Annotated in this window: 16 protein-coding genes and 2 pseudogenes; 9 read left to right on the top strand and 9 right to left on the bottom strand. The window is 69.2% G+C overall.

Annotation, left to right across the window (positions count from 1 at the left end; genetic code table 11):
- Nucleotides 1–46: 46 nt before the first annotated feature.
- Both OG392_RS00195 and OG392_RS00190 read left to right on the top strand, forming a co-directional pair.
- Complete coding sequence (locus OG392_RS00195; protein WP_329274093.1) at nucleotides 47–3,157, top strand: FAD-binding protein; 3,111 nt, start codon at nucleotides 47–49, stop codon at nucleotides 3,155–3,157.
- Between the two features lie 236 nt (nucleotides 3,158–3,393).
- A complete protein-coding gene (locus tag OG392_RS00190; RefSeq protein ID WP_329274090.1) occupies nucleotides 3,394–4,032 on the top strand; it encodes a class I SAM-dependent methyltransferase in 639 nt (212 codons plus the stop codon).
- A gap of 30 nt (nucleotides 4,033–4,062) precedes the next feature.
- On the opposite strand, the gene OG392_RS00185 is transcribed toward OG392_RS00190, so the two are convergent.
- Together OG392_RS00185 and OG392_RS00180 are read right to left on the bottom strand one after the other, a co-directional pair.
- A complete protein-coding gene (locus OG392_RS00185) occupies nucleotides 4,063–5,022 on the bottom strand; it encodes a class I SAM-dependent methyltransferase (protein WP_329274089.1) in 960 nt (319 codons plus the stop codon).
- A gap of 10 nt (nucleotides 5,023–5,032) precedes the next feature.
- Nucleotides 5,033–5,758 (bottom strand): glycosyltransferase family 2 protein, encoded by a 726-nt coding sequence (locus OG392_RS00180; RefSeq protein ID WP_329274087.1) that lies wholly within the window; start codon nucleotides 5,756–5,758, stop codon nucleotides 5,033–5,035.
- Between the two features lie 359 nt (nucleotides 5,759–6,117).
- Between OG392_RS00180 and OG392_RS00175 the strand changes: the two genes are divergently transcribed.
- From OG392_RS00175 to OG392_RS00160, 4 genes are all read left to right on the top strand, one after another.
- A complete protein-coding gene (locus OG392_RS00175) occupies nucleotides 6,118–6,321 on the top strand; it encodes a cold-shock protein (RefSeq protein ID WP_329274084.1) in 204 nt (67 codons plus the stop codon).
- Nucleotides 6,322–7,080: 759 nt separating this feature from the next.
- The gene (locus OG392_RS00170; RefSeq protein ID WP_329274082.1) at nucleotides 7,081–7,449 is read left to right on the top strand and encodes a hypothetical protein; all 369 of its coding nucleotides are present in this window, start codon (nucleotides 7,081–7,083) and stop codon (nucleotides 7,447–7,449) included.
- Nucleotides 7,449–7,985, top strand: coding sequence for a hypothetical protein (locus tag OG392_RS00165; protein ID WP_329274080.1), 537 nt, complete (start codon nucleotides 7,449–7,451; stop codon nucleotides 7,983–7,985). The genes OG392_RS00170 and OG392_RS00165 overlap by 1 nt, the downstream gene beginning before the upstream one ends.
- A 1,043-nt stretch (nucleotides 7,986–9,028) precedes the next feature.
- The gene (locus tag OG392_RS00160) at nucleotides 9,029–10,060 is read left to right on the top strand and encodes a cytochrome P450 (RefSeq protein ID WP_329274077.1); all 1,032 of its coding nucleotides are present in this window, start codon (nucleotides 9,029–9,031) and stop codon (nucleotides 10,058–10,060) included.
- Nucleotides 10,061–10,208: 148 nt separating this feature from the next.
- Here the strand turns inward: OG392_RS00160 and OG392_RS00155 are convergent, their stop codons facing one another.
- From OG392_RS00155 to OG392_RS00145, 3 genes and pseudogenes are all read right to left on the bottom strand, one after another.
- Nucleotides 10,209–10,538 (bottom strand): hypothetical protein, encoded by a 330-nt coding sequence (locus OG392_RS00155; protein ID WP_329274074.1) that lies wholly within the window; start codon nucleotides 10,536–10,538, stop codon nucleotides 10,209–10,211.
- 325 nt (nucleotides 10,539–10,863) lie between these two features.
- A pseudogene (locus OG392_RS00150) lies at nucleotides 10,864–11,696 on the bottom strand (IS5 family transposase).
- A gap of 41 nt (nucleotides 11,697–11,737) precedes the next feature.
- Entirely contained in the window at nucleotides 11,738–12,127 is a 390-nt protein-coding gene (locus OG392_RS00145) for an ATP-binding protein (protein WP_329274072.1), read from the bottom strand.
- Between the two features lie 853 nt (nucleotides 12,128–12,980).
- Here OG392_RS00145 and OG392_RS00140 point away from each other — a divergent pair.
- Together OG392_RS00140 and OG392_RS00135 are read left to right on the top strand one after the other, a co-directional pair.
- Nucleotides 12,981–13,319 carry a helix-turn-helix domain-containing protein gene (locus OG392_RS00140; protein WP_329274069.1) on the top strand — a complete coding sequence of 113 codons (339 nt, stop codon included), beginning with the start codon at nucleotides 12,981–12,983 and terminating at the stop codon, nucleotides 13,317–13,319.
- Nucleotides 13,320–13,565: 246 nt separating this feature from the next.
- The gene (locus OG392_RS00135; protein WP_043231285.1) at nucleotides 13,566–13,769 is read left to right on the top strand and encodes a cold-shock protein; all 204 of its coding nucleotides are present in this window, start codon (nucleotides 13,566–13,568) and stop codon (nucleotides 13,767–13,769) included.
- A gap of 421 nt (nucleotides 13,770–14,190) precedes the next feature.
- On the opposite strand, the gene OG392_RS00130 is transcribed toward OG392_RS00135, so the two are convergent.
- Both OG392_RS00130 and OG392_RS00125 read right to left on the bottom strand, forming a co-directional pair.
- A complete protein-coding gene (locus OG392_RS00130; protein WP_329274062.1) occupies nucleotides 14,191–14,583 on the bottom strand; it encodes a hypothetical protein in 393 nt (130 codons plus the stop codon).
- Between the two features lie 171 nt (nucleotides 14,584–14,754).
- Nucleotides 14,755–14,889, bottom strand: a pseudogene (locus OG392_RS00125) (IS3 family transposase); the annotation flags it as partial.
- A gap of 491 nt (nucleotides 14,890–15,380) precedes the next feature.
- Here OG392_RS00125 and OG392_RS00120 point away from each other — a divergent pair.
- Nucleotides 15,381–15,809: an RICIN domain-containing protein gene (locus OG392_RS00120; RefSeq protein WP_329274059.1), complete on the top strand. Its 429-nt coding sequence runs from the start codon at nucleotides 15,381–15,383 to the stop codon at nucleotides 15,807–15,809.
- Between the two features lie 95 nt (nucleotides 15,810–15,904).
- Here OG392_RS00120 and OG392_RS00115 read toward each other — a convergent pair whose 3' ends face one another.
- The gene (locus tag OG392_RS00115; protein ID WP_329274056.1) at nucleotides 15,905–16,855 is read right to left on the bottom strand and encodes an IS481 family transposase; all 951 of its coding nucleotides are present in this window, start codon (nucleotides 16,853–16,855) and stop codon (nucleotides 15,905–15,907) included.
- Between the two features lie 103 nt (nucleotides 16,856–16,958).
- Entirely contained in the window at nucleotides 16,959–17,549 is a 591-nt protein-coding gene (locus OG392_RS00110; RefSeq protein WP_329274053.1) for a hypothetical protein, read from the bottom strand.
- Between the last annotated feature and the right edge of the window lie 150 nt (nucleotides 17,550–17,699).

The following is a 17,699-nucleotide window of genomic DNA, read 5'->3' as shown; positions in this document are numbered from 1 at the left end:
AAGCTGGAGGACTTCGAAACGGCCGTCGCGCAGCCGGCCGCTGGCCATGCCGACGCGGCCGATACCCGCCCGGGGGATCGAGCGGGTCCGTACGTTCCTCTACGGTGCGGTCGCCTGGCAGTACGAGAGCGGCCGCTACCGCGCCGCCGCCCTTCCACGCCAGCCGATGCCGGCCGGGGTGGTGGATCCGGTCGCCTCGGCCACCGTCCGTCTCGAGCGGCGCCTGGCCCTGGCCGTCGCCCCCGGCGGGACCGTGGCGGACCGGTGCGCGGGCCGCGTGCTGGAGAGCGCGTTGTTCCTCTCCCTGCTTCGGGCCCGCCGCTCCCACCCCGACGTGCAGCAGGAGCTGACCGTCTACCTCGACCGGCAGCGCGCGCATGCAGATCCGCTCGATGCGCTGCTCATCGACGCCTGCCTGCGCCCGCACACGCTGCCGGCGGACGCCGCCGATGCGGCCCGCCCGTTGACGGTCGGCTCGGATGCCGGAGTGGGGGGCAGGGGCCGTCTCAAGCGGAGCATGCTGCACGCGGTGCTGCACGTGCTGGGCGGCCTGCGGCTCAGCAAGCAGGACTCCCCAGCCGCCGCGCCCACCGGCGCGCAGTCCACCTACACCTCGGTCCACGTCCTGGCCGTCCGGATCCTGCATTCCGAGGCCACTGGAAAGCCGCACACCGTCTCCACCGGTGAACGCTTCCATCTCGCCGACCTCCTGGACGACGCGGCCGGACGTCTGCTGTGGGAGGCCAGCGCCACCACCCATCTCCTGGGCCTGCACGCCCTGCAGACCTCCCGGGCCGGCCACCCGTTGATCGAGCAGGCTGTCACCGGCCTGCTCCACACCCTCGACGCCCGCGGCGCGGTGCCCTTCCTCGACAGCCAGGACGTGTGGCTGTCCGCCGTGGCCGGTCTCGCCTTCCTCGACCGGCCCGCGCTGCGGCCCTACACGGCCAGGATGGGCGAGTTCGTGGCCGCACGGCAGGCCGGTGACGGCGGCTGGCCCTTCGCCGGCGGAGTCCGCCAGACCGACGTCGACACCGCCGCCCGCTGCATGGAGTTCCTCCACGCCCTCGACGCCCACCGCTACCGCCCCCACCTCCAGCGCGGCGCCGCCTACCTGGCCGCCACGGCCAGCCCTGACGGCGGATTCCCCACCTGGCTGGAGGGGGACGATCCCGACCTTGACATGACCGCGGGCGCCGTCATCGCCCTCGCCCCCCACGGCGTGCAGCACGCTCCGCTCGTCGCCGCGGCCACCGGCTTCGTCCTCGACGCTCAGCATCCCGACGGCAGCTGGACGCCCAGCTGGACCCTCAGCGAGTCGAGCGTCATCCTGCGCGCCGTCGACGCCCTGAACGCCGCACGCCCCCTGCCCGGCATCGACCACGGGCGGATCACCGCGGCCATCGCCCGCGCCGTGGCCCGGCTGACCGCCACCCAGCAGCCGGACGGCGGTTGGGGGCGCACCCCGGACCACGACAGCGACGCCCTCTCCACCGCCCAGGCCCTCAACGTGATCGCCCGTTACGGACCACCCCACGCCGCCGCTGCCGCCACCGCCTACCTGCTCACCCGCCAGGACGAGGCGGGCTGCTTCCCCGCACCGCCCGACCAGGTCGGCCCCCGGCCGCTGCCGTTCGACTTCCCCGTCCTTGCCGACCTCCATGCCCTGGCTGCGCTCCGGCACAGCCGACTCCCCGTACCCGCGGCCCGCCGCACACCTCGTAGGACGGCCGCGAATCCCACGAGTTGGTCGGCGCTGGAGTCGAGCATCCGCGGCGTGCTGCTGCGACCAGAACAGGCCGCCTACGAGCAAGCCCGCCTCCTGGTCAACCAACGCTTCGACACCATCCGCCCCCAGGCCATCGCCTACCCCGCCGACACAGGCGACGTCGTGGAATGCGTCAACTTCGCCCGCGCCAGCCGCATCCCGCTGGCGCTGCGCTCCGGAGGACACAGCTACGCCGGATACTCCACCGGTACAGGCCTCGTACTCGACGTCGGCTCACTCAACACGTGCGCCGTCGGGGGAGGCCGGGCGCTGTTCGGCTCCGGCGTCAAGGGCCTGCAAGCCCACTTGGCGCTGGCCACGGCCGGAGCCGGCCTGCCGCTGGGCCGGTGCCCCACCATCGGCTTGGCCGGAGTCACCCTCGGCGGCGGCCTGAGCGCCTTCACCCGGGCGTGGGGGCTGGCCTGCGATCACCTGAGCGCCATCGAGATCGTCACCGCCGACGGCCGTATCCGCCGCGTCCACCCCGATGCGGCCTCCCCCGACGCCGATCTGTTCTGGGCGTTGTGCGGTGGCGGTGGAGGCAACTTCGGCGTGGTCACCTCCCTGGAGTTCACCACCGAAGACATTCGCGACCTGGGTTTCACCCGGTTCATGGTCACCTGGCCCGCTACCGCGGCCGCAACAGTGATCCAGGGCTGGACGGCATGGAACGCCGACCCGAGCACACCCCGCACGGTGACCTGTGCCTTCGAGCAGCTCAGCGATTTCGGCATGCCGGGCGTGCCCTCCGTGACCGGAACCTTCATCGGCGCCCCCGACGACCTCCATCCGGTCCTCGACCGGCTGATCGCAGCGGTGGGCCGGCCCGAAACCGACCGCGTGACCATCCCGTGCGATTATCCGCGCGCCGCCTCCGAAGCTGACCGCTGGGGCGGCGGCACCTGGGGACCACGCGTCGCCTTCGCCGCCAAGTCACACATCGTGCGCCACCCCCTCAGCCTGGCATCCGCGACCGACATGGCGGCAGCCCTGGACCAGTTGCACCACTTCTCCGGCATCACCGGCGCCGGCGGACTGCTCATCGACGCGCTCGGCGGCGCGGTCGACGACCGCCCCGCACACGCCACCGCCTTCCCCCACCGCAGCGCCGTCGGCGTCGTCCAGTACCACTCCTACTGGCACCAGCACACCGACCCTGCCCACGTCGAACGCCGCCTCACCTGGCTACGTGATGTCCACACCACCATGCAGCCCCACCTCGGCACCGGCGGCTACACCAACGGCATGGACCCCGAACTCACCGACTGGCCGGCGGCCTACCACGGCGCCAACTACCCGAGGATGCAGCGCATCAAAGCCACCTACGACCCCGACCAGCTCTTCACCTTCCCCCAGGCAGTCACCCCCGCGACCACGCCCCCGCCCTGACCATCCAGGGGCCCCAGCCCGCCGGTGACCCCTTCCGCGGCTCCCGCCCCCAATCCGCGCGAGGCACGACCGTGACGCAGTCCGCCCAGCGGGCCCTGACAGCCAGCACAAAGGCCGGCCCATCAGGGTAGAAGTGGCAGGTACGCAGGACGGTGGAAGGCCGGGTTCTCATCCGTAGTCTCGAGCCTGCCGCGATGCGTTCGGGGAATCGGCCAGCTCGGGGCGAGGGGAACAGGATGCAGACCGAAGACGAGCAATTCCTGGTACGGCTCGAACAGATACTCCAGCCGCCCGTGCCCATCCCACCGGGTGACGGCTGGGCCGCAGCCCCGGATCTACTGCTGTACCTGGTGGAACAGACCCGGTTCCGGCGCCCGTCACTGGTCATCGAAGCGGGCAGCGGGACCTCCACACTGTGGCTTGCGACGGCCATGCGGGCCTTCGGCATCCCGGGCCGTGTGGTGAGCCTGGAGCACGATGCCGGTTACCACGAACGCAGCGCCGGGGAGGTCGAACGGCTGGGGCTCGGCGACATCGCGCAGGTGCGGCTTGCTCCGCTGGAGCAGCACACCCTCCACGGCGAGAGCCGGCCCTGGTACGCGCAATCGGCCTGGAAGGACCTGAACGGCTGCGGCCTGCTGCTCGTAGACGGCCCACCCGGACTCACCACCCCACTCGCCCGGTACCCAGCCGTACCGCTGCTCGCCGGCGCGCTCACCCCGAACGCGGTCGTGGTCCTGGACGACTACGACCGCGACGAGGAGAAGGCCATCGTCGCCCGCTGGGCCGAGCAGCACCCCACCTGGACCCTCGAGCGCCTCGCACACCGGAAAGGAACGGCCGCACTGCGCCTGCCGGACACAGCACCGGGCTGACCCGGCCTCCCTTGCGCGGGGGTTGTGCGGTCAGCCGCCGGCCAGCCGCCGCTGACGGAAGGCGTGGGCGAGCCGGTCGAGGACCGAGGGGCGCAGGAGGCGGTGCGCTTCGCCCGCATCACCAGCACTGCGATCGTCGGCTGTCCTGGTGTCGTCGCGCCGGGCGGTGACCGTGGCGACCTGCATGCGGTAGGCGGCGTAGTTGCCTGCGAACTGTCGGACCGTGATGGCGCGCAGGCCCGCCCGGGTGTGGAGGCGGGTGAGTGAGTGGGGTGTGAAGAAGTTGATGTGGGTCACAGGGTCGGCCCCGATGGGGAGGCCTATCCAGATCTCGACCGGTACCTCGCTGTAGAGGACGCCGTCCGCCGCCAGCAGGGGGTACAGCGACTGCAGGGTGGTGAGCGGGTCGGCGAGGTGTTCCAGTACGTGGCTGCAGACGATGGCGTCGAAAGGCTCGATGTCGGGCAGGTCGTGCAGGGTGTCGGCGAGCTTGCGCACGCCTGGCAGCGGGCGCACGTTGTAGTCCACGAGCGCGCAGTCGGCGCCCTGCTTCAGGAACGGGGCCAAGAGCTTGCCGTTTCCGCCGCCGAAGTCGAGGACCCGGCGCGGTTCACGCCCGAGATCCGACACGATCGCCCGGTGGGCACGATCGGCCCGCCGGCGGTCCAACTCCATTCCGCGGGCTGAGGGCGCCGATCCGCCGATGTCGTCTTCCCAGTGCTGAAGAAACCGGTACTTCGCCGCGACGTCCGCGCTGGTGGGCCGAGGGGCGTAGGCCATGAAGCCGCACTGGCGGCACATGCGCTCCGTCAGGGTCACCTCGTTTCGTCCCGGGCACCAGACCTCGAACAGGACGCGGCGTCGCAGCAGCTCGTAGTCGCTCAGGACGCGGCCTTGGGTGTGGGTGCGTTCACCGCCACGGTAGTGCCGGCGGCCGTGTGTCTCCCAGTCGTCGTCCGCGCAGACCGGGCATGCGAAGGCCTCGTTCACCGGCTCGTCCTCACCGCTGCAGGCTCTGGTAGAACGCGGCGTGCTCGGCCGGGATCAGGTCCCGCAGGCTCTTGCCGTAGGGCGGGCAGGACATGAAGTACTCGGTGACGTCCTCGACGGGCACCCCAGTGAAGGGCTGGACGGTCTCTGGTGCCATCCGGGTCCAGGTGTGCTTGTCGTGACGCACTAGGACATACAGCTCGGGAACGGACACCGGCAGCTTGACGAGGTCGGGGTGGTCTTCAAGGAAGAACACGTCGACCCGGCGCGGCACGTCCCTGAACGGGGCCTGTTTCCAGACGTCCTTGTAGAAGCAGTACGTGCCGCCGGCGAACCATCCGCTGCCCGCGTCGACGAGAGCGCCGGTCGCCGAGATCAGCACCAGCAGCCGCTCCACCCCGCAGATCACCTCCGAACGCCGTGCGCCCAGCAGTCCGGAGGTCATCACCTCCAGAAATCTGGGGTGGTAGTAGTCGTCATCGTCCAGCTTCTGGATGACGTGACCCGAGCTGGCCTCGATGCCCAGGTTCAGCTTCGTCCCCAGCGACGTCGCCCGCGGAAGCCGCAGGTACTTGATCTGCGGCGAGCTCGGCACCAGCGCCTCACAGGAGTCGACGCCGTCGTCGATGATGATCAGCTCGGTGTCGGTCAGTGTCTGCTGCTGGTAGTACCGGATCGCCTGGGCGAGGAAGTGCGGCCGGTCCTTGGTCGCCAGAATGCAGGAGAGTAAGGGCATGCGCCGTCCGTTCGGTCGGTCTCGAGGTGTTGATGTTCCGGCAGCCGGGCCGGTCATCGCGCTTTACCGCGGGCCCGCAGGAAACGTCCACGAAGATCATAGACACGCGGATGCTGTCGGATGATGATTCCCCCTCAAGTACCCATGCGCAGGCCGGGATCGCGCACAACTGGTCACCACCCCGCGCGACCAGCGGCGAAGGGTGCGGTACCTCCGCCGTGCTCTGGTTGTCAGTGCCTTTCCGTAGCGTCGAAGGGTGAGGGCCGGAGCAGCGGGCCCCGGCGGGAAGAAGTACCGGCCATGGGCGAGGTCAGCGTGAGCGGGGAGTCCAGTGCTCGACCCCAGCAAGGAGAACAGCCATGGCGACTGGCACGGTGAAGTGGTTCGACGTTGAAAAGGGGTATGGAGAAATCGCCCAAGACGGCGGCGGCCCGGACGTCTTCGTCCACAAGTCCGCCATCAATGCCGCAGGATTCCGTTCTCTGGAGGAGGACCAGGAGGTCACCTTCGACATCACTCAGGGGCCCAAGGGCCCTCAGGCGGAGAACGTCATGCCTCAGTGATCGGCGCCATCTGAACGGGTGGGTTCCCACGGCAGCCCTCTGAGCAGCGGAGCCCGCCGGCGGGGGCAGGACGCAAACGGTGCCGATTCGATGACCCGAACCTGACCCTGACCGATAACGCCAGGACGAGTTGTCCGGCTGGTCCACCGGTACGGACGCCGGAGCCCTGGCCGCCCTGACAGCGGGGGAGCTCGGGGCGTCGGTGGACCGGCTGACTGCGCCGGGCACTGTGCCGTTGGCGGTGCTGGGCCGGGTGCGGGTAGTCGAGCGGTTCCGTTCGGGGCCGGGTGGCCTGCGGGTGACGCTGGCGTGGCCGGCCGGCCTGCGGGCTGCGGCCGTGGAAGGGACCCCGGGCGGGGTGGTCCGCCACGGCGTCCCGCTCGCCCGGTGAGCTGGTCGCCGAGGTGAGCGCCGACCGGGCCGTCGATCACGGCGGCATCTTCCGTCACCCCCTCAGATTCCAGTGGCTGCGCACGGATATGGCGCCGCAGGACCTGGCCGGGTTCGGGGTGGGGCCGGCGGCCGCAGCCGACTGGCCGCAGGTGTCGGGGGGCGGACACTGCTTGTTTCCAGAGCTCTGGCACGGGACGGCCGCGGTCCCTATGTCCGGCTGCGTCGCCTGTGCATCGCCGGCCTGGGCTTCGATCACTCGATCAGGCGAACGATCGGCGGGGGTGCTTTTCGACCGCTTCTTGATCGTTAGCGTTGGTTGCGCAGAGTAGCTAACGGTTACTCAAAGCGAAAAGGAGTGATTTACTCATGGGATACCTGCGCAAGAGGGACTTTTTGATTTTCTCAGACGAGGGCGCGCCCACGAAGGTGAAGGAGCTGGATCCGAAGAAGGTCGCGGAGATCGAGGAGGCGCACCAGAACGGCAAGAAGGGGCGTATCGAAGATTTGATCGTGGACACGCTGACCTCCTTCGCCGAGGCCGAAATCAGGTCTGAGGCCTGGGGGAGGGGTGAACGCCTTGATCGGTCGGAGGTGGCGGCGCGGGCGGCGGACGAGGGCAAGAAGAAGGCGGCCGGTCCGGAGGGTGAGCGGCTGCGGCGGATCCTTCAGAGGGTCCTGGGGGTCGGCGGCAAGAGGAAGAGCTCACGGCCTACATCACGAGTGATCGCGAGCTGATGGACGCCAACAACCAGCATCTGCGTGAGTTCGCCTGGGCCGCCTTCGAGATCGACACCTCCAAGGCCGACCTCCCCTCCACCCGCTACGTGCCGCACCGCACGCCGGAGTCCGTCGTTCGGTTCAAGGACGGCAGTACCGCCAAGCTCGGCATCAACGAGATCGGGCGCACCGTCAAGTGGGACGAGTCCAAGGGTGAGCAGGTCAAGATGACCTGGAGCGAGACCACCCAGGGCCCGGCGCTGTGGGTGAAGGTCGCCGACGGGGCGTGGGCCAAGGATGGCCACTGGGGCGGCTACCTGCAGGTCACCTGCGCCGCCGCCGAAGGCAAGTGGATCGACTCCAAGGACGGCTGGCTGACCACCGTCTCCTCCAAGAGTGACCCGGTCGCCTTCTACGACATGGGCAACTACTACGAGATCTGGCAGAAGGACCGCGACAACGGCAAGCCGCTGGTCGTCGAGGGCGACCGCCTGCGCTTCGTCAAGGGCGCCACCCCCGGCAAGTTCAACCTCCACGACGGCTACAGCAGCTGACCCACCCCAGCCGTAGCGCACCGCCCTATCGAGTTGCTGCGCGGGCCCGGCCCTGCGCGGCAGCTCGACTCCGCGACTGCGTCCGCACCGTGGATGTGTCCGTCGGTTGTCAGTGCGGCCCCGAGGAGGTGACATGCCCCTTCACGATGGTGTCCTTGACCTCGCTGCGCCCGCCGGTTCACCTGCCCGCACGGGCCGGTCCGCCCGCTGCGGATGCCGGATCGTTCTCAGGCCTGGCTGATCACGCGGTACGAGGATTGACGCCGTTGGCTGCGCAGTGCGCTGCGAGCGCTCGACGACACCCACGCCGGGGGGCCGGCTGGCGGGGGTTTCGGCTGCCCGGCGGGATGGCGGCGGATCTGCAAAACCGCGACGGCCGCGGCCATCCGCGTCTTCGCACGGCCGCTGGCCCCGCGGCACGCCGCACGATGGGAGGCGCGCATCCGTCGGTTCGCGGACGGGCTGGCCGCGCCGCTCGCCGCCCAGGGGTGGCGGCGAACTCATGGGTGAGGCGGTTCAGGCGCGCGTGATCCGCTGGCCGCTGCGGGTCACCTCTGGTGCTGTCCGGTGATTTCGGCGTGTTGCGGGGTGGCTTCTTCCTGGCTTGGTGAGACGGGTCGTGCCGGTCGTGAAGGCAGGGGAGCGTGGTAGCTGTCCTGGCGGTTTCGTTCGGCCGCCGCCATGGCGAGCTTCTTTTGTCGGGCCATGGTTACCTCCTTGCATGCCAGGGTGGCATCGCACTGCTTGGACGCATCAGGGGACGGCCGGCAGGTGTTGGCGGCGGAGCGGCCCCGCCTCGTTACGCTCTGGGTCGGCGCAGGTGAGAATCCCGCGCTGGCGGTAGCCAGCTCCCGGGCATCCGCTGAGGGTGCCCTGCGATCGGGCGTTCGCAGCGACCTTTCGGTCAACGTCATCTCCGGCACGCGTGGCCTCCGGCACGTGGGGACAGCACTGGTGGGTGAGCATCGACCATCAAGCTTCGCTGTCCACTTCCGGGTCGCGGACCTGGCCCCCCGCAGCGGGGGCCGTCTCGCGTGTGCCGGATGCCGGACGGAACCCGGGCATGGCTTGTCACCGGCCCTGACGAGGTCCGGCGCCGACTGGCAGACCACCTGCTCACCGCCGACGACAGCCATGCCGGATCGGGTTATGGCGGGTTCCGGTTGCCGGGCCGGTTGGCCGCCGAACTCCTCAACCGTGACGGCGCCGAGCACTCACGGCTGCGAACACCAACCGCCCGAGTCCTGAGCCCACGGCGTATCCATGTCTGGGAGGAGCCGATCGGCCGGCTCGCCGACCGGCTCGCGGCCTCTATGGCGCGGCAAGGGGGTGGTGATCTGGTGGCCGACTTCGCGCTACCTCTGGCGCTGTCTGTTGTGGCCGACCTTCTCGGCGTGCCGCTCCACGAGCGGCACGCCCTCACGACCTGGACGGGCGCCATGCTCGCCCCACCCCGGCCCCAGGATCTGATGGCGGCGATCGAAGGGGTCCACGACCTCGTGAACCGGCTCGTGACCACACACTCCCGCCGCCCGGGCGCCGACCTCGTCTCCTACTGGGGCGCCACCGCACCACGGTCCGGCCTCGACCGCGATGACATCGTCATCCTCGCCTTCGGCATGTGGTGGGCGGGCATCGAGAACACCGTCCACCTCATCGCCCGCAGCGCCCTCGACCTCATCCATCCCGCCGCCGATCCCCGCCGGCAACGGCCCGTGGACCGCCATCTGATCGAGGACTTCCTTGCGCGGCAGGGCCCCGTCTTGACCACGGCCCGGCGATTCGCCCGCCGCGACCTCACCATCGCCGCACAGCCCATTCCCGCCGGCGACACCGTCCTGTTCGCCCTCACCACCCCCGGCCCCACGCGTTCGAGACCTGCCCGGCATCTCGCCTTCGGCCATGGCCCACACCACTGCCCCGGCGCCACTCTGGCCCGTCTCGAACTCAAAGCCGCCCTCACCGCTCTACAACGCCACCTGCCTCACTGCGCCCTCGCCGTCCCTCACCACCTGCTGCCTCGCCGCACCTCCCCCCGGTTGGCGGGCCTGCTCGCCCTGCCCGTCACCGCATGAACTAAGTCGGCGGCGCAGGGCTCTGATGCACCGCGGGCCACCACACCCGCTCGGGGGGTGGTGGGCGCGGGCACCCCCGTACAAGGGGTCCTCTACCGGGGCGCTTCGCGGCCCGCTGCGACGGGAGGTTGTCGTGGATCTCCCTCGGCTACTCCCCGGCGAAGTAGTCGGCCTGCTTGTTGAACTCCTCGGTCCGCACGCTCGCCCGGATCCATCCGTTGCCCGCCGCCTCACCGGTGTCGGGGGTATCCTCTTCGAACTTCTCGCACTGGGAGTCCTCGAAGTCGGCAGGGGACTTCGGGAGCTTGCCGTACAGAGCGACGCAGTACGTGCGAGTCCGACCCTGCGACTGGTCGATCTTGATCGAGGCGATCTTGTCCAGGCCCGTCGCCGCCCGGGTGTACGTCTCGCCATCGACGGGGATTTCCCAGCTCTTGCCCCCGTAGTTGGGCTCGCTGAACAAGGTGACCTTTCCCATGAAAGCTCCTCTGCGGGGACGGCCCCGCCGCGTTGACTGCCAAGGCGGATACGGGTCCGGCTGCGTTCCAGCCGGTTACTGCACCCTTCCACCTGGCCGCACCCCGCAGCCGCCGTCCTTGCCTGGTACGTGCGGGTCCGCACCCGAAGGAGTGAACAGAGAGCTTCATCGGTGACCGGGCCCTGCCCGGTTCCTGCCGGGGAGCCCCCTGGCCAGGCCGGCGGCCCTTCCTGGGCGGGGCTGCAGAACGGCCTGGGCGGTGCGGACCCCGGACCCACTCTCATGGTGTCGGGGGCGGCACGCGCCTAGGGCCTGTCGTCAAATGTCACGCCCACATCAGGAGTGATGCGAGGGTGACGGCTGCCTCATAGGATTCGGCGGTCTTGTCGTAGCGGGTGGCGATCCCGCGCCACTGCTTGAGACGGTTGAAGCAGCGTTCCACGGCGTTGCGGTGCTTGCATGCCCCGCGGTCGAAGGCCGGCGGGCGGCCACCTCGGCTGCCTCGCCGGGCCCGGTTGCGGGCCTGGTCGGCCCGCTCGGGGATCGTATGGGCGATGCCGCGGCGGCGAAGCCAGGTGCGGATCGCTTTCGAGCTGTAGCCCTTGTCGCCCAGGACGTGATCGGGCCGGACACGGGGACGGCCGGGTCCGATCCGGGGCACCCGGATCGTCTCCATCACGGTGGTAAACCGGGTGCAGTCGTTGGTGTTGCCGCCCGTGAGGACGAAGCCGAGCGGACGGCCACGGCCGTCACAAGCCAGGTGGATCTTGCTGGTCAGACCGCCTCTGGACCGGCCGAGGGCGGGGTCGCGGAGCCCCCTTTTCGAGCCCCGGCCGCATGCTGGTGAGCTCGGACGACCGTGGAATCGACCGACACCAGCCAGTCGACGTCGCCCGCCGCGTCAGCCTTCGCCTGCGCGGCCCGCAGCATGCGGTCGAACGTGCCGTCCGCCGCCCACCTGCGAAAACGCGTGTGCAGCGTGGCCCACGGACCATAGCGCTCGGGTACATCTCGCCAGGCCGTCCCGGTCCGGAACTTCCACACGATCCCGTTCAGGACCCTGCGGTCGTCCAGCCGCTTCCGCCCCCGCAGCGACTCGGGCAGCAACGGCCGGACGAAGTCCCACTCGGCATCGGACAGTTCATGACGACGTATCACGACACCATGATCCACCAACGGTGATCATTTGAAGACACCGCCTAGCGGGGCAGGTAGGCGCGTACGGTTTTGCCGCCGCTGGGGGTGGCGGTGACGTGGGTGGTGCGGGCGAGGCGGTTGACCATGGGCCAGCCGAAGCCTCCGGTGCCGCCGTTCAGGTCGGGGGTGCGCATGCGCGGCGCCTGCCGGCTGGGGTCGTGGACGGCCACCTCGATGCTGTCCGGGTGGGCGGTCAGGTCCAGGGTGCAGGTGCCGCCGGCATGGCGCAGGGCGTTGGTGACGAGTTCCGAGACGACCAGGACCACCGTGTCGGCAGCGCCACCTCCGATCGGGCGTACGAGGCCGTCGAGGAAGGTCCGGGTGCGCTCGCGGGCGTCGGCGATGGAGGCGGTGGAGCGGGCGGCTGCGACATCGACGCTCATCGCGTCCATCAGGTTCACCTTGGTCTCTCGATCGCCAATACCCGGTTCTGTCTGTCCGTACTTGTGCCCCGGCCGATGGCGGTCAACCCGGCGGGGGCCGCCCCTGCGCCCCTCAGTGTCGCTGTTCGAGGTCGATTACCTCATCGCCGGACGCGCGGAAATCTATGTTGGCCACAGTAGACATTCGGCGATGGTGTGGTTATGGTTTCTCTCGTAACCAAGAAGGACCGCAGGGCCCGGCAGAGATGAACTGCCGGGCGGCAGTATCCGCAATTGCAGTTCGCAGGACGGTGCGGTGATGGAGTTTCGAAGCCAGAGCGGTTGCAGGACGGCGACGGGACTGGTGACCGGACCGGGTGGCCCGCAGTGATCAGGGGCCGCCGTGAGAAGTACCGCAGTACCCAGCGGTGAAGTCAGTGAGCAGTACCTCGGTGAAGGCGTCGGCTGTGGGCGCGCGCACCGGGAGGTTCGGCAGTGGGGTTCTAAGCCAGAGCAGACGTAGGACGGGCGACGGGGCTGGCTGCCGAAGTGGCGCTGTGGCAGGCCGCCAGCAGTACGCAACACCAGCAGTACGCAGTTCCCGTTTGGTAAGTGATTGACCCGGAGGGAAGAACGGAGGAGCCGAGCACCATCAGGATCGCCCGGGCAGATGCCTTGAGCCCGGGTACCGCAGGACATCGATAGTGAGGTGGTCTCCGGTCAAGCAACCGCGATCCCCGCACCCCCGACAGCATTCAGGTCGGGTCTGCGGACACAGAAGGCCGGTGCAGCATCAGGGCCGGCAGATGGTGTAGCAGTTCCTTCGGGGCCCGGGTGCCAGTACGGCACCCGGGCCCCTCCACGCGTTCCACAGAGAGGTGAAATGACAGCAGACGACTCGTACGGCCGTCTCGACGACGACGACTACCCCGCCTACACGATGGGCCGGGCCGCCGAGATGCTCGGCACCACCCCCGGCTTCCTCCGCGCGCTTGGCGAACACCGCCTGATCACCCCGCTGCGCTCCCCGGGTGGCCACCGCCGCTACTCCCGCTACCAGCTCCGCATCGCCGCCCGCGCCCGGGAACTCGTTGACCAGGGCGCCCCCATCGAGGCCGCCTGCCGGATCGTCATCCTCGAGGACCAGCTCGAAGAGGCCCAGCGCATCAATGCCGAACACCGCCGTGCCGCCGAAACGGCAGATTCAACGGCCGCGGCTTGAACGAGGGGCGCGACTGTCGCACCTCGCCGGCCTGCCCGCACCCGCCAAGGACGACGTGTACCCGTTTCCTATGGTGACAGCGTGTGCGGGCGTGTAGCGTCTGGGTCAGCTGTCGTGGTTCGGAAGTTCCCTTTGCCCACGCCTCAGGCGTGGGCTTTTTGCTGTGCTGTGCCGCAGGAACCAGGGCGATCACCTCCGCCTTTCCGCATGTTGTGGGGGGCGTTCATCGACTGGAAGGCATGAGACATGGCTACGGGAACTGTGAAGTGGTTCAACGCCGAGAAGGGCTTCGGCTTCATCGCCCAGGACGGCGGCGGCCCGGACGTCTTCGCCCATTACTCGGCGATCAACTCCTCGGGCTTCCGTGAGCTGCAGGAGGGCCAGATGGTGACGTTCGACGTCACCCAGGGCCAGAAGGGCCCGCAGGCGGAGAACATCACCCCGGCGTAACCCTCACCGCCTCCGCCTGCGGGTACCGAGATCGGCTCCGCTTCCCGACAGTCCGGTAGCGGGCGACCCGAACGACTCAAGCCAGGCGGCGTTCCAGAGGCAATGGACACGCACCGGACGAGGGCTGCGCGACTGCGCGCGGCTCTCGTCTGTTGTGGTGCACCGCTGTCTCCCGCTCGGTCGCCCCATGGAGCAGCAGGCCGGGTGCCGCCGCCATGCAGAGACGCTTAGCCTGCCTGACTGCTCGGTCGCTTGGACAGGGAAGCACATCAGGACCAGAGGCTACGGAAGGCAGTCAGCGGGGTGCTCAGGGCGATACCCGGGCTGGCCTGTATCCGGCGTTCCTGAGTCTGCCTGATCCCAAGGGAGTGCAGGATCGAGACATGATTTCGACACTGCGATCCGGGCGAAGGCTGCGCGGTCAGCGGCGCCGGCCGCCGCCGATGCGGCGGTCGTCGGCCAGTGCGGTAAGCGGGCCGAACTCGCAGGCAAGCTGGTTCCACGTCAAGACCTCGCCACAGCGGTCCGGGAACTCCTTCGGGTTGAACTCGGGCATGGTCCAGGTGCCAGTGCCCTGGTCCCGCAGCCACAGGTCCCCGTCACCGTCGACCACGGTCGGCGGGACCGGAACGGGCTCGGCCTGATCGGTGGGCTCCCAGGTGACCCGGCCCGGGTGGGAAACACGGCGCAGCTCGGTGGTGGCCAGCCGCGCGGCCAAGTCACGGGTGGACTCTTCGGCGTCCTTGACCGACTCGAGCCGGAACGCGTCGTCAAGTACGGGCAGGGCTGGATTCTTGCTGCGCTTTGAACTCATACGCTGACTACCTCCGGTGGGGGGCGTCACATCCGTTATGGCACCCCATAGAGCAACACGGCATCCGAGGCGGAAGCCGAGCGGGTCTGACGCAGGTTCGGGTGACAGGCTCAGTCACGCGGCCTGGAAGGCCGGTGTGGTCATGACAGTCCCGGATTCGACGGGGGGCAGTCAGCCGAGTGCGCCTTGCCGGCGACGGCGGTGGTAGGTCCGCTCGATCCAGGTCACGATGGCGAACCGCAGGTTCTCGCGGGTAGCCCACTTCCTGCGGTCGAGAACGTTCTTCTGCAGCCCGCCGAAGGTGGACGCTCGGCTACCACGGCAACTGGGCCGTGGCTGTGGGTGCCAACCGATTCCGCGGCCGACGTCGCTGGAGCCAGTCCATGTTCGCCGGCTATCACAGGTACAGCGCCGACACCTACGAGGAGAGCACCGGCACCACCCTGGCTGAGCTGCGCGACGCGCAGGGCACACTAACGCGAAGGCTCCTAGGCCGTGTGTCGAAGGTTCTTGGAGTGGCCACTGGTCAGACCGTTGACCTCGTAGATGGCTTGTCCGGCCGGTCGGAAGCAATTGGGGTGGTCCTCTGGATGGACGGGCGAGCGGGGGCCATAGGAGAGGGCCGGTTGTGCGCCCGCGCAAACCTGGTCCCGGAGTGCCTCCACTTCGCCAGCGAGGGCGGTTTCGCCCCGATCAGGGCGTTTCGGGGTGGATGTGGCTGGCAGGGTGGGCCCGGCATCACGGCCAGGTCGGCACACCCCCGGCTTGGTCTTCCCACTCCTGGAATGAGGACCCCCATGGCTGCTGTCTTCACCGCCGCACTGATCGCCCGTCACAGTGACAAGGCCGTGTCCGTCCGTGGCGAGAAGAAGGACAACGGCACCGAGGTCGTGCAGTGGCCCTTCGCCGATGGCGATCACCAGAAGTGGAACCTGGAGGCCACCAGCGGCGGCTACTACGTCGTCCGTGCTGTGCACAGCAACAAGGCGATGTCGGTGAACGCCGAGAGCCATGACAACGGTGCCGCGATCGTGCAGTGGGGCTACACCGCCGGCAAGGAACACCAGCAGTGGCGCCTGGTGCAGAAGGACAACGAGTACTTCGCCCTGCAGAACCTCAACAGCGGCCTGTTCCTGTCCGTCCACGGTGAGGACACCGACAACGGCACCGCCCTGGTCCAGTGGCCCGGCGGCGACGGCGACCACCAGCAATTCCGCCTGGGCTGACCCCTGGCACCCCAAGGGCCCCTGTGACCGCCACCTGGTCGCAGGGGCCCCTCAATCGACGTTCGAGCCGGTCGCTTCCCGCGTCAGTCCACCGGCTAGGTGTATTGACCCGCAGGGTTGTTGACACGGCTTATGGGCGGGTGTCCGTCGAGTGCGGTGTGGCAGCGGTGGTGGTTGTAGGTGTGGAGGAAGTCTGCCAGGGCTGCGGTCCGCTCGTTGTTTGAGGTGTAGGGCCGCAGGTAGGCCCACTCGTCGAGGAGGGTGCGATTGAAGCGTTCGACCTTGCCGTTGGTCTGGGGCCGGTAGGCGCGGGTGAGTTTGCCGGTCGCGCCGAGGTCGGCCAGAGCGGCCTTCCAGGCCAGGCCCTTGCGGTAGGCCCAGGCGTTGTCGGTCAGGACCCGCTCGATGCGGGTGATGCCGTGCTCGTGGAAGAAGGTGGCCGCGCGGGTCAGGAAGGCCGCGCAGGTCGCGACTTTCTCGTCGGGGTGGATCTCGCTGTAGGCGAGGCGGGAGTGGTCGTCGACCGCGGAGTGGACGTAGTCGAAGCCCATGCCGCGGACGGGTCGGCCCGCGTCGCGGCCCAGCACGCGGTGGCCGCCGCCGTCGGGGATCCGGCCGAGTTTCTTCACGTCCACGTGGATCAGCTCGCCGGGATGTTCGCGTTCGTAGCGGCGGATCGGGGTGCCGGTCGGGCGGTCGAGCCAGGCCAGCCGATTGAGTCGGTGGCGGGTGAGGATCCGATGGACGGTGGATGCCGGCAGGCCCAGGATCGGGCCGATCCGGGCGGGCCCGAGCTTGCGGCTCCGCCGCAGGCCGCAGACCTGTTCCTCGACGGCGGCAGGTGTGCGGTGCGGGGTCGAGCGAGGTCGGCTGGACCGGTCATACAGACCGGTGTCGCCCTCGGCCCGCCACCGGCGCATCCACTTGTGAGCCGTGGCCCGGGAGATGCCCATCTCGGCCGCCACATGGGCGACCGGACGGCCTGAGCAGACACGTTCGACCAGCAAGCGCCTACCGACGGTCAGCCGGGCATTACGGTGGGACACGAAGACCTCCGTGCGGTGAGTTCCTAGACAGCTCCCACCACACCGGAGGTCTTCGTCATGTTCAAGACCCGACCGGTGTCAACAACGCTCGTGATCAATACAGCTAGGCGCTCTGGTTGAAGATGGCGTCGAAGGCCTCCAGCGTGCCGCGGCTCTCGGAGTTGCCCTTCTCGAAGAACGAGACCGGCTCCTGGAGCGAGAAGAGCTGGTTGTTGAGGGGGAAGGACTTGACGTCGGTCGCCCGCAGCGTGGCGTACTTCGTCGGGTCCATGTGCAGCGTCTGGATGGTTTCACCGGTGGCCTTGTCGGTGACCTCCACGGTGAGGTTCATGTAGATGAGCATCTCCGAGCCGCTGCTGCTGGAGGGCCGCAGCACGCTCAGTGGCGTGAGCTTGCTGTCCGACAGCGTCATGGCGATAAGGGTTCCGCTGTCGGGGGTGCTCGGGCTGGTGTCCGCCTCCACCCGGAAGCCCTCCACCTCGAACAGGGCCCCGTCCTCCGTGGCGGCCCTCGTCTTCAGGTTGATGCCGCCCTTGAAGTCGAGGGTGAGCGTAGCGAAAACATTGAGCCTCAGCGGCACATTGGCCGCGTACATGCTGATCGGGCTGCTGGCGCCGACCGGCGGCACGGGAATCCTCGCTCCGGCCACAGCACCCGGAGCGAGAGTGGCGGTCCGCCCGATCTGTGCGTGCACCGGCGTGGCATCCGCGGTGGTCGAGGAAATCGTGGCGGCAACCGCGAGGGTCCCGCACACTGCGCCGACGTACCGACCGCGACCCCGGCCGTTCTCCCAGCTGAACGGTGCCCCGGCCCGGCCGGCCGTTCGCCGGCCACCGGGCCGGAG

Source organism: Streptomyces sp. NBC_00691 (assembly GCF_036226665.1).
Lineage (GTDB): Bacteria > Actinomycetota > Actinomycetes > Streptomycetales > Streptomycetaceae > Streptomyces.
Note: the sequence above shows the minus strand (reverse complement) of the source record. Positions and strands in the feature narration are given on the sequence as shown.

What these genes read in the sequence shown, in the direction of transcription:
- OG392_RS00195 (WP_329274093.1), top strand. Translation starts at nt 47, where the DNA reads ATGCCGACGCGGCCGATACCCGCCCGGGGGATCGAGCGGGTCCGTACG.
- OG392_RS00190 (WP_329274090.1), top strand. Translation starts at nt 3,394, where the DNA reads ATGCAGACCGAAGACGAGCAATTCCTGGTACGGCTCGAACAGATACTC.
- OG392_RS00180 (WP_329274087.1), bottom strand. Translation starts at nt 5,758, where the DNA reads ATGCCCTTACTCTCCTGCATTCTGGCGACCAAGGACCGGCCGCACTTC.
- OG392_RS00175 (WP_329274084.1), top strand. Translation starts at nt 6,118, where the DNA reads ATGGCGACTGGCACGGTGAAGTGGTTCGACGTTGAAAAGGGGTATGGA.
- OG392_RS00170 (WP_329274082.1), top strand. Translation starts at nt 7,081, where the DNA reads ATGGGATACCTGCGCAAGAGGGACTTTTTGATTTTCTCAGACGAGGGC.
- OG392_RS00165 (WP_329274080.1), top strand. Translation starts at nt 7,449, where the DNA reads ATGGACGCCAACAACCAGCATCTGCGTGAGTTCGCCTGGGCCGCCTTC.
- OG392_RS00160 (WP_329274077.1), top strand. Translation starts at nt 9,029, where the DNA reads ATGCCGGACGGAACCCGGGCATGGCTTGTCACCGGCCCTGACGAGGTC.
- OG392_RS00155 (WP_329274074.1), bottom strand. Translation starts at nt 10,538, where the DNA reads ATGGGAAAGGTCACCTTGTTCAGCGAGCCCAACTACGGGGGCAAGAGC.
- OG392_RS00145 (WP_329274072.1), bottom strand. Translation starts at nt 12,127, where the DNA reads ATGGACGCGATGAGCGTCGATGTCGCAGCCGCCCGCTCCACCGCCTCC.
- OG392_RS00140 (WP_329274069.1), top strand. Translation starts at nt 12,981, where the DNA reads ATGACAGCAGACGACTCGTACGGCCGTCTCGACGACGACGACTACCCC.
- OG392_RS00135 (WP_043231285.1), top strand. Translation starts at nt 13,566, where the DNA reads ATGGCTACGGGAACTGTGAAGTGGTTCAACGCCGAGAAGGGCTTCGGC.
- OG392_RS00130 (WP_329274062.1), bottom strand. Translation starts at nt 14,583, where the DNA reads ATGAGTTCAAAGCGCAGCAAGAATCCAGCCCTGCCCGTACTTGACGAC.
- OG392_RS00120 (WP_329274059.1), top strand. Translation starts at nt 15,381, where the DNA reads ATGGCTGCTGTCTTCACCGCCGCACTGATCGCCCGTCACAGTGACAAG.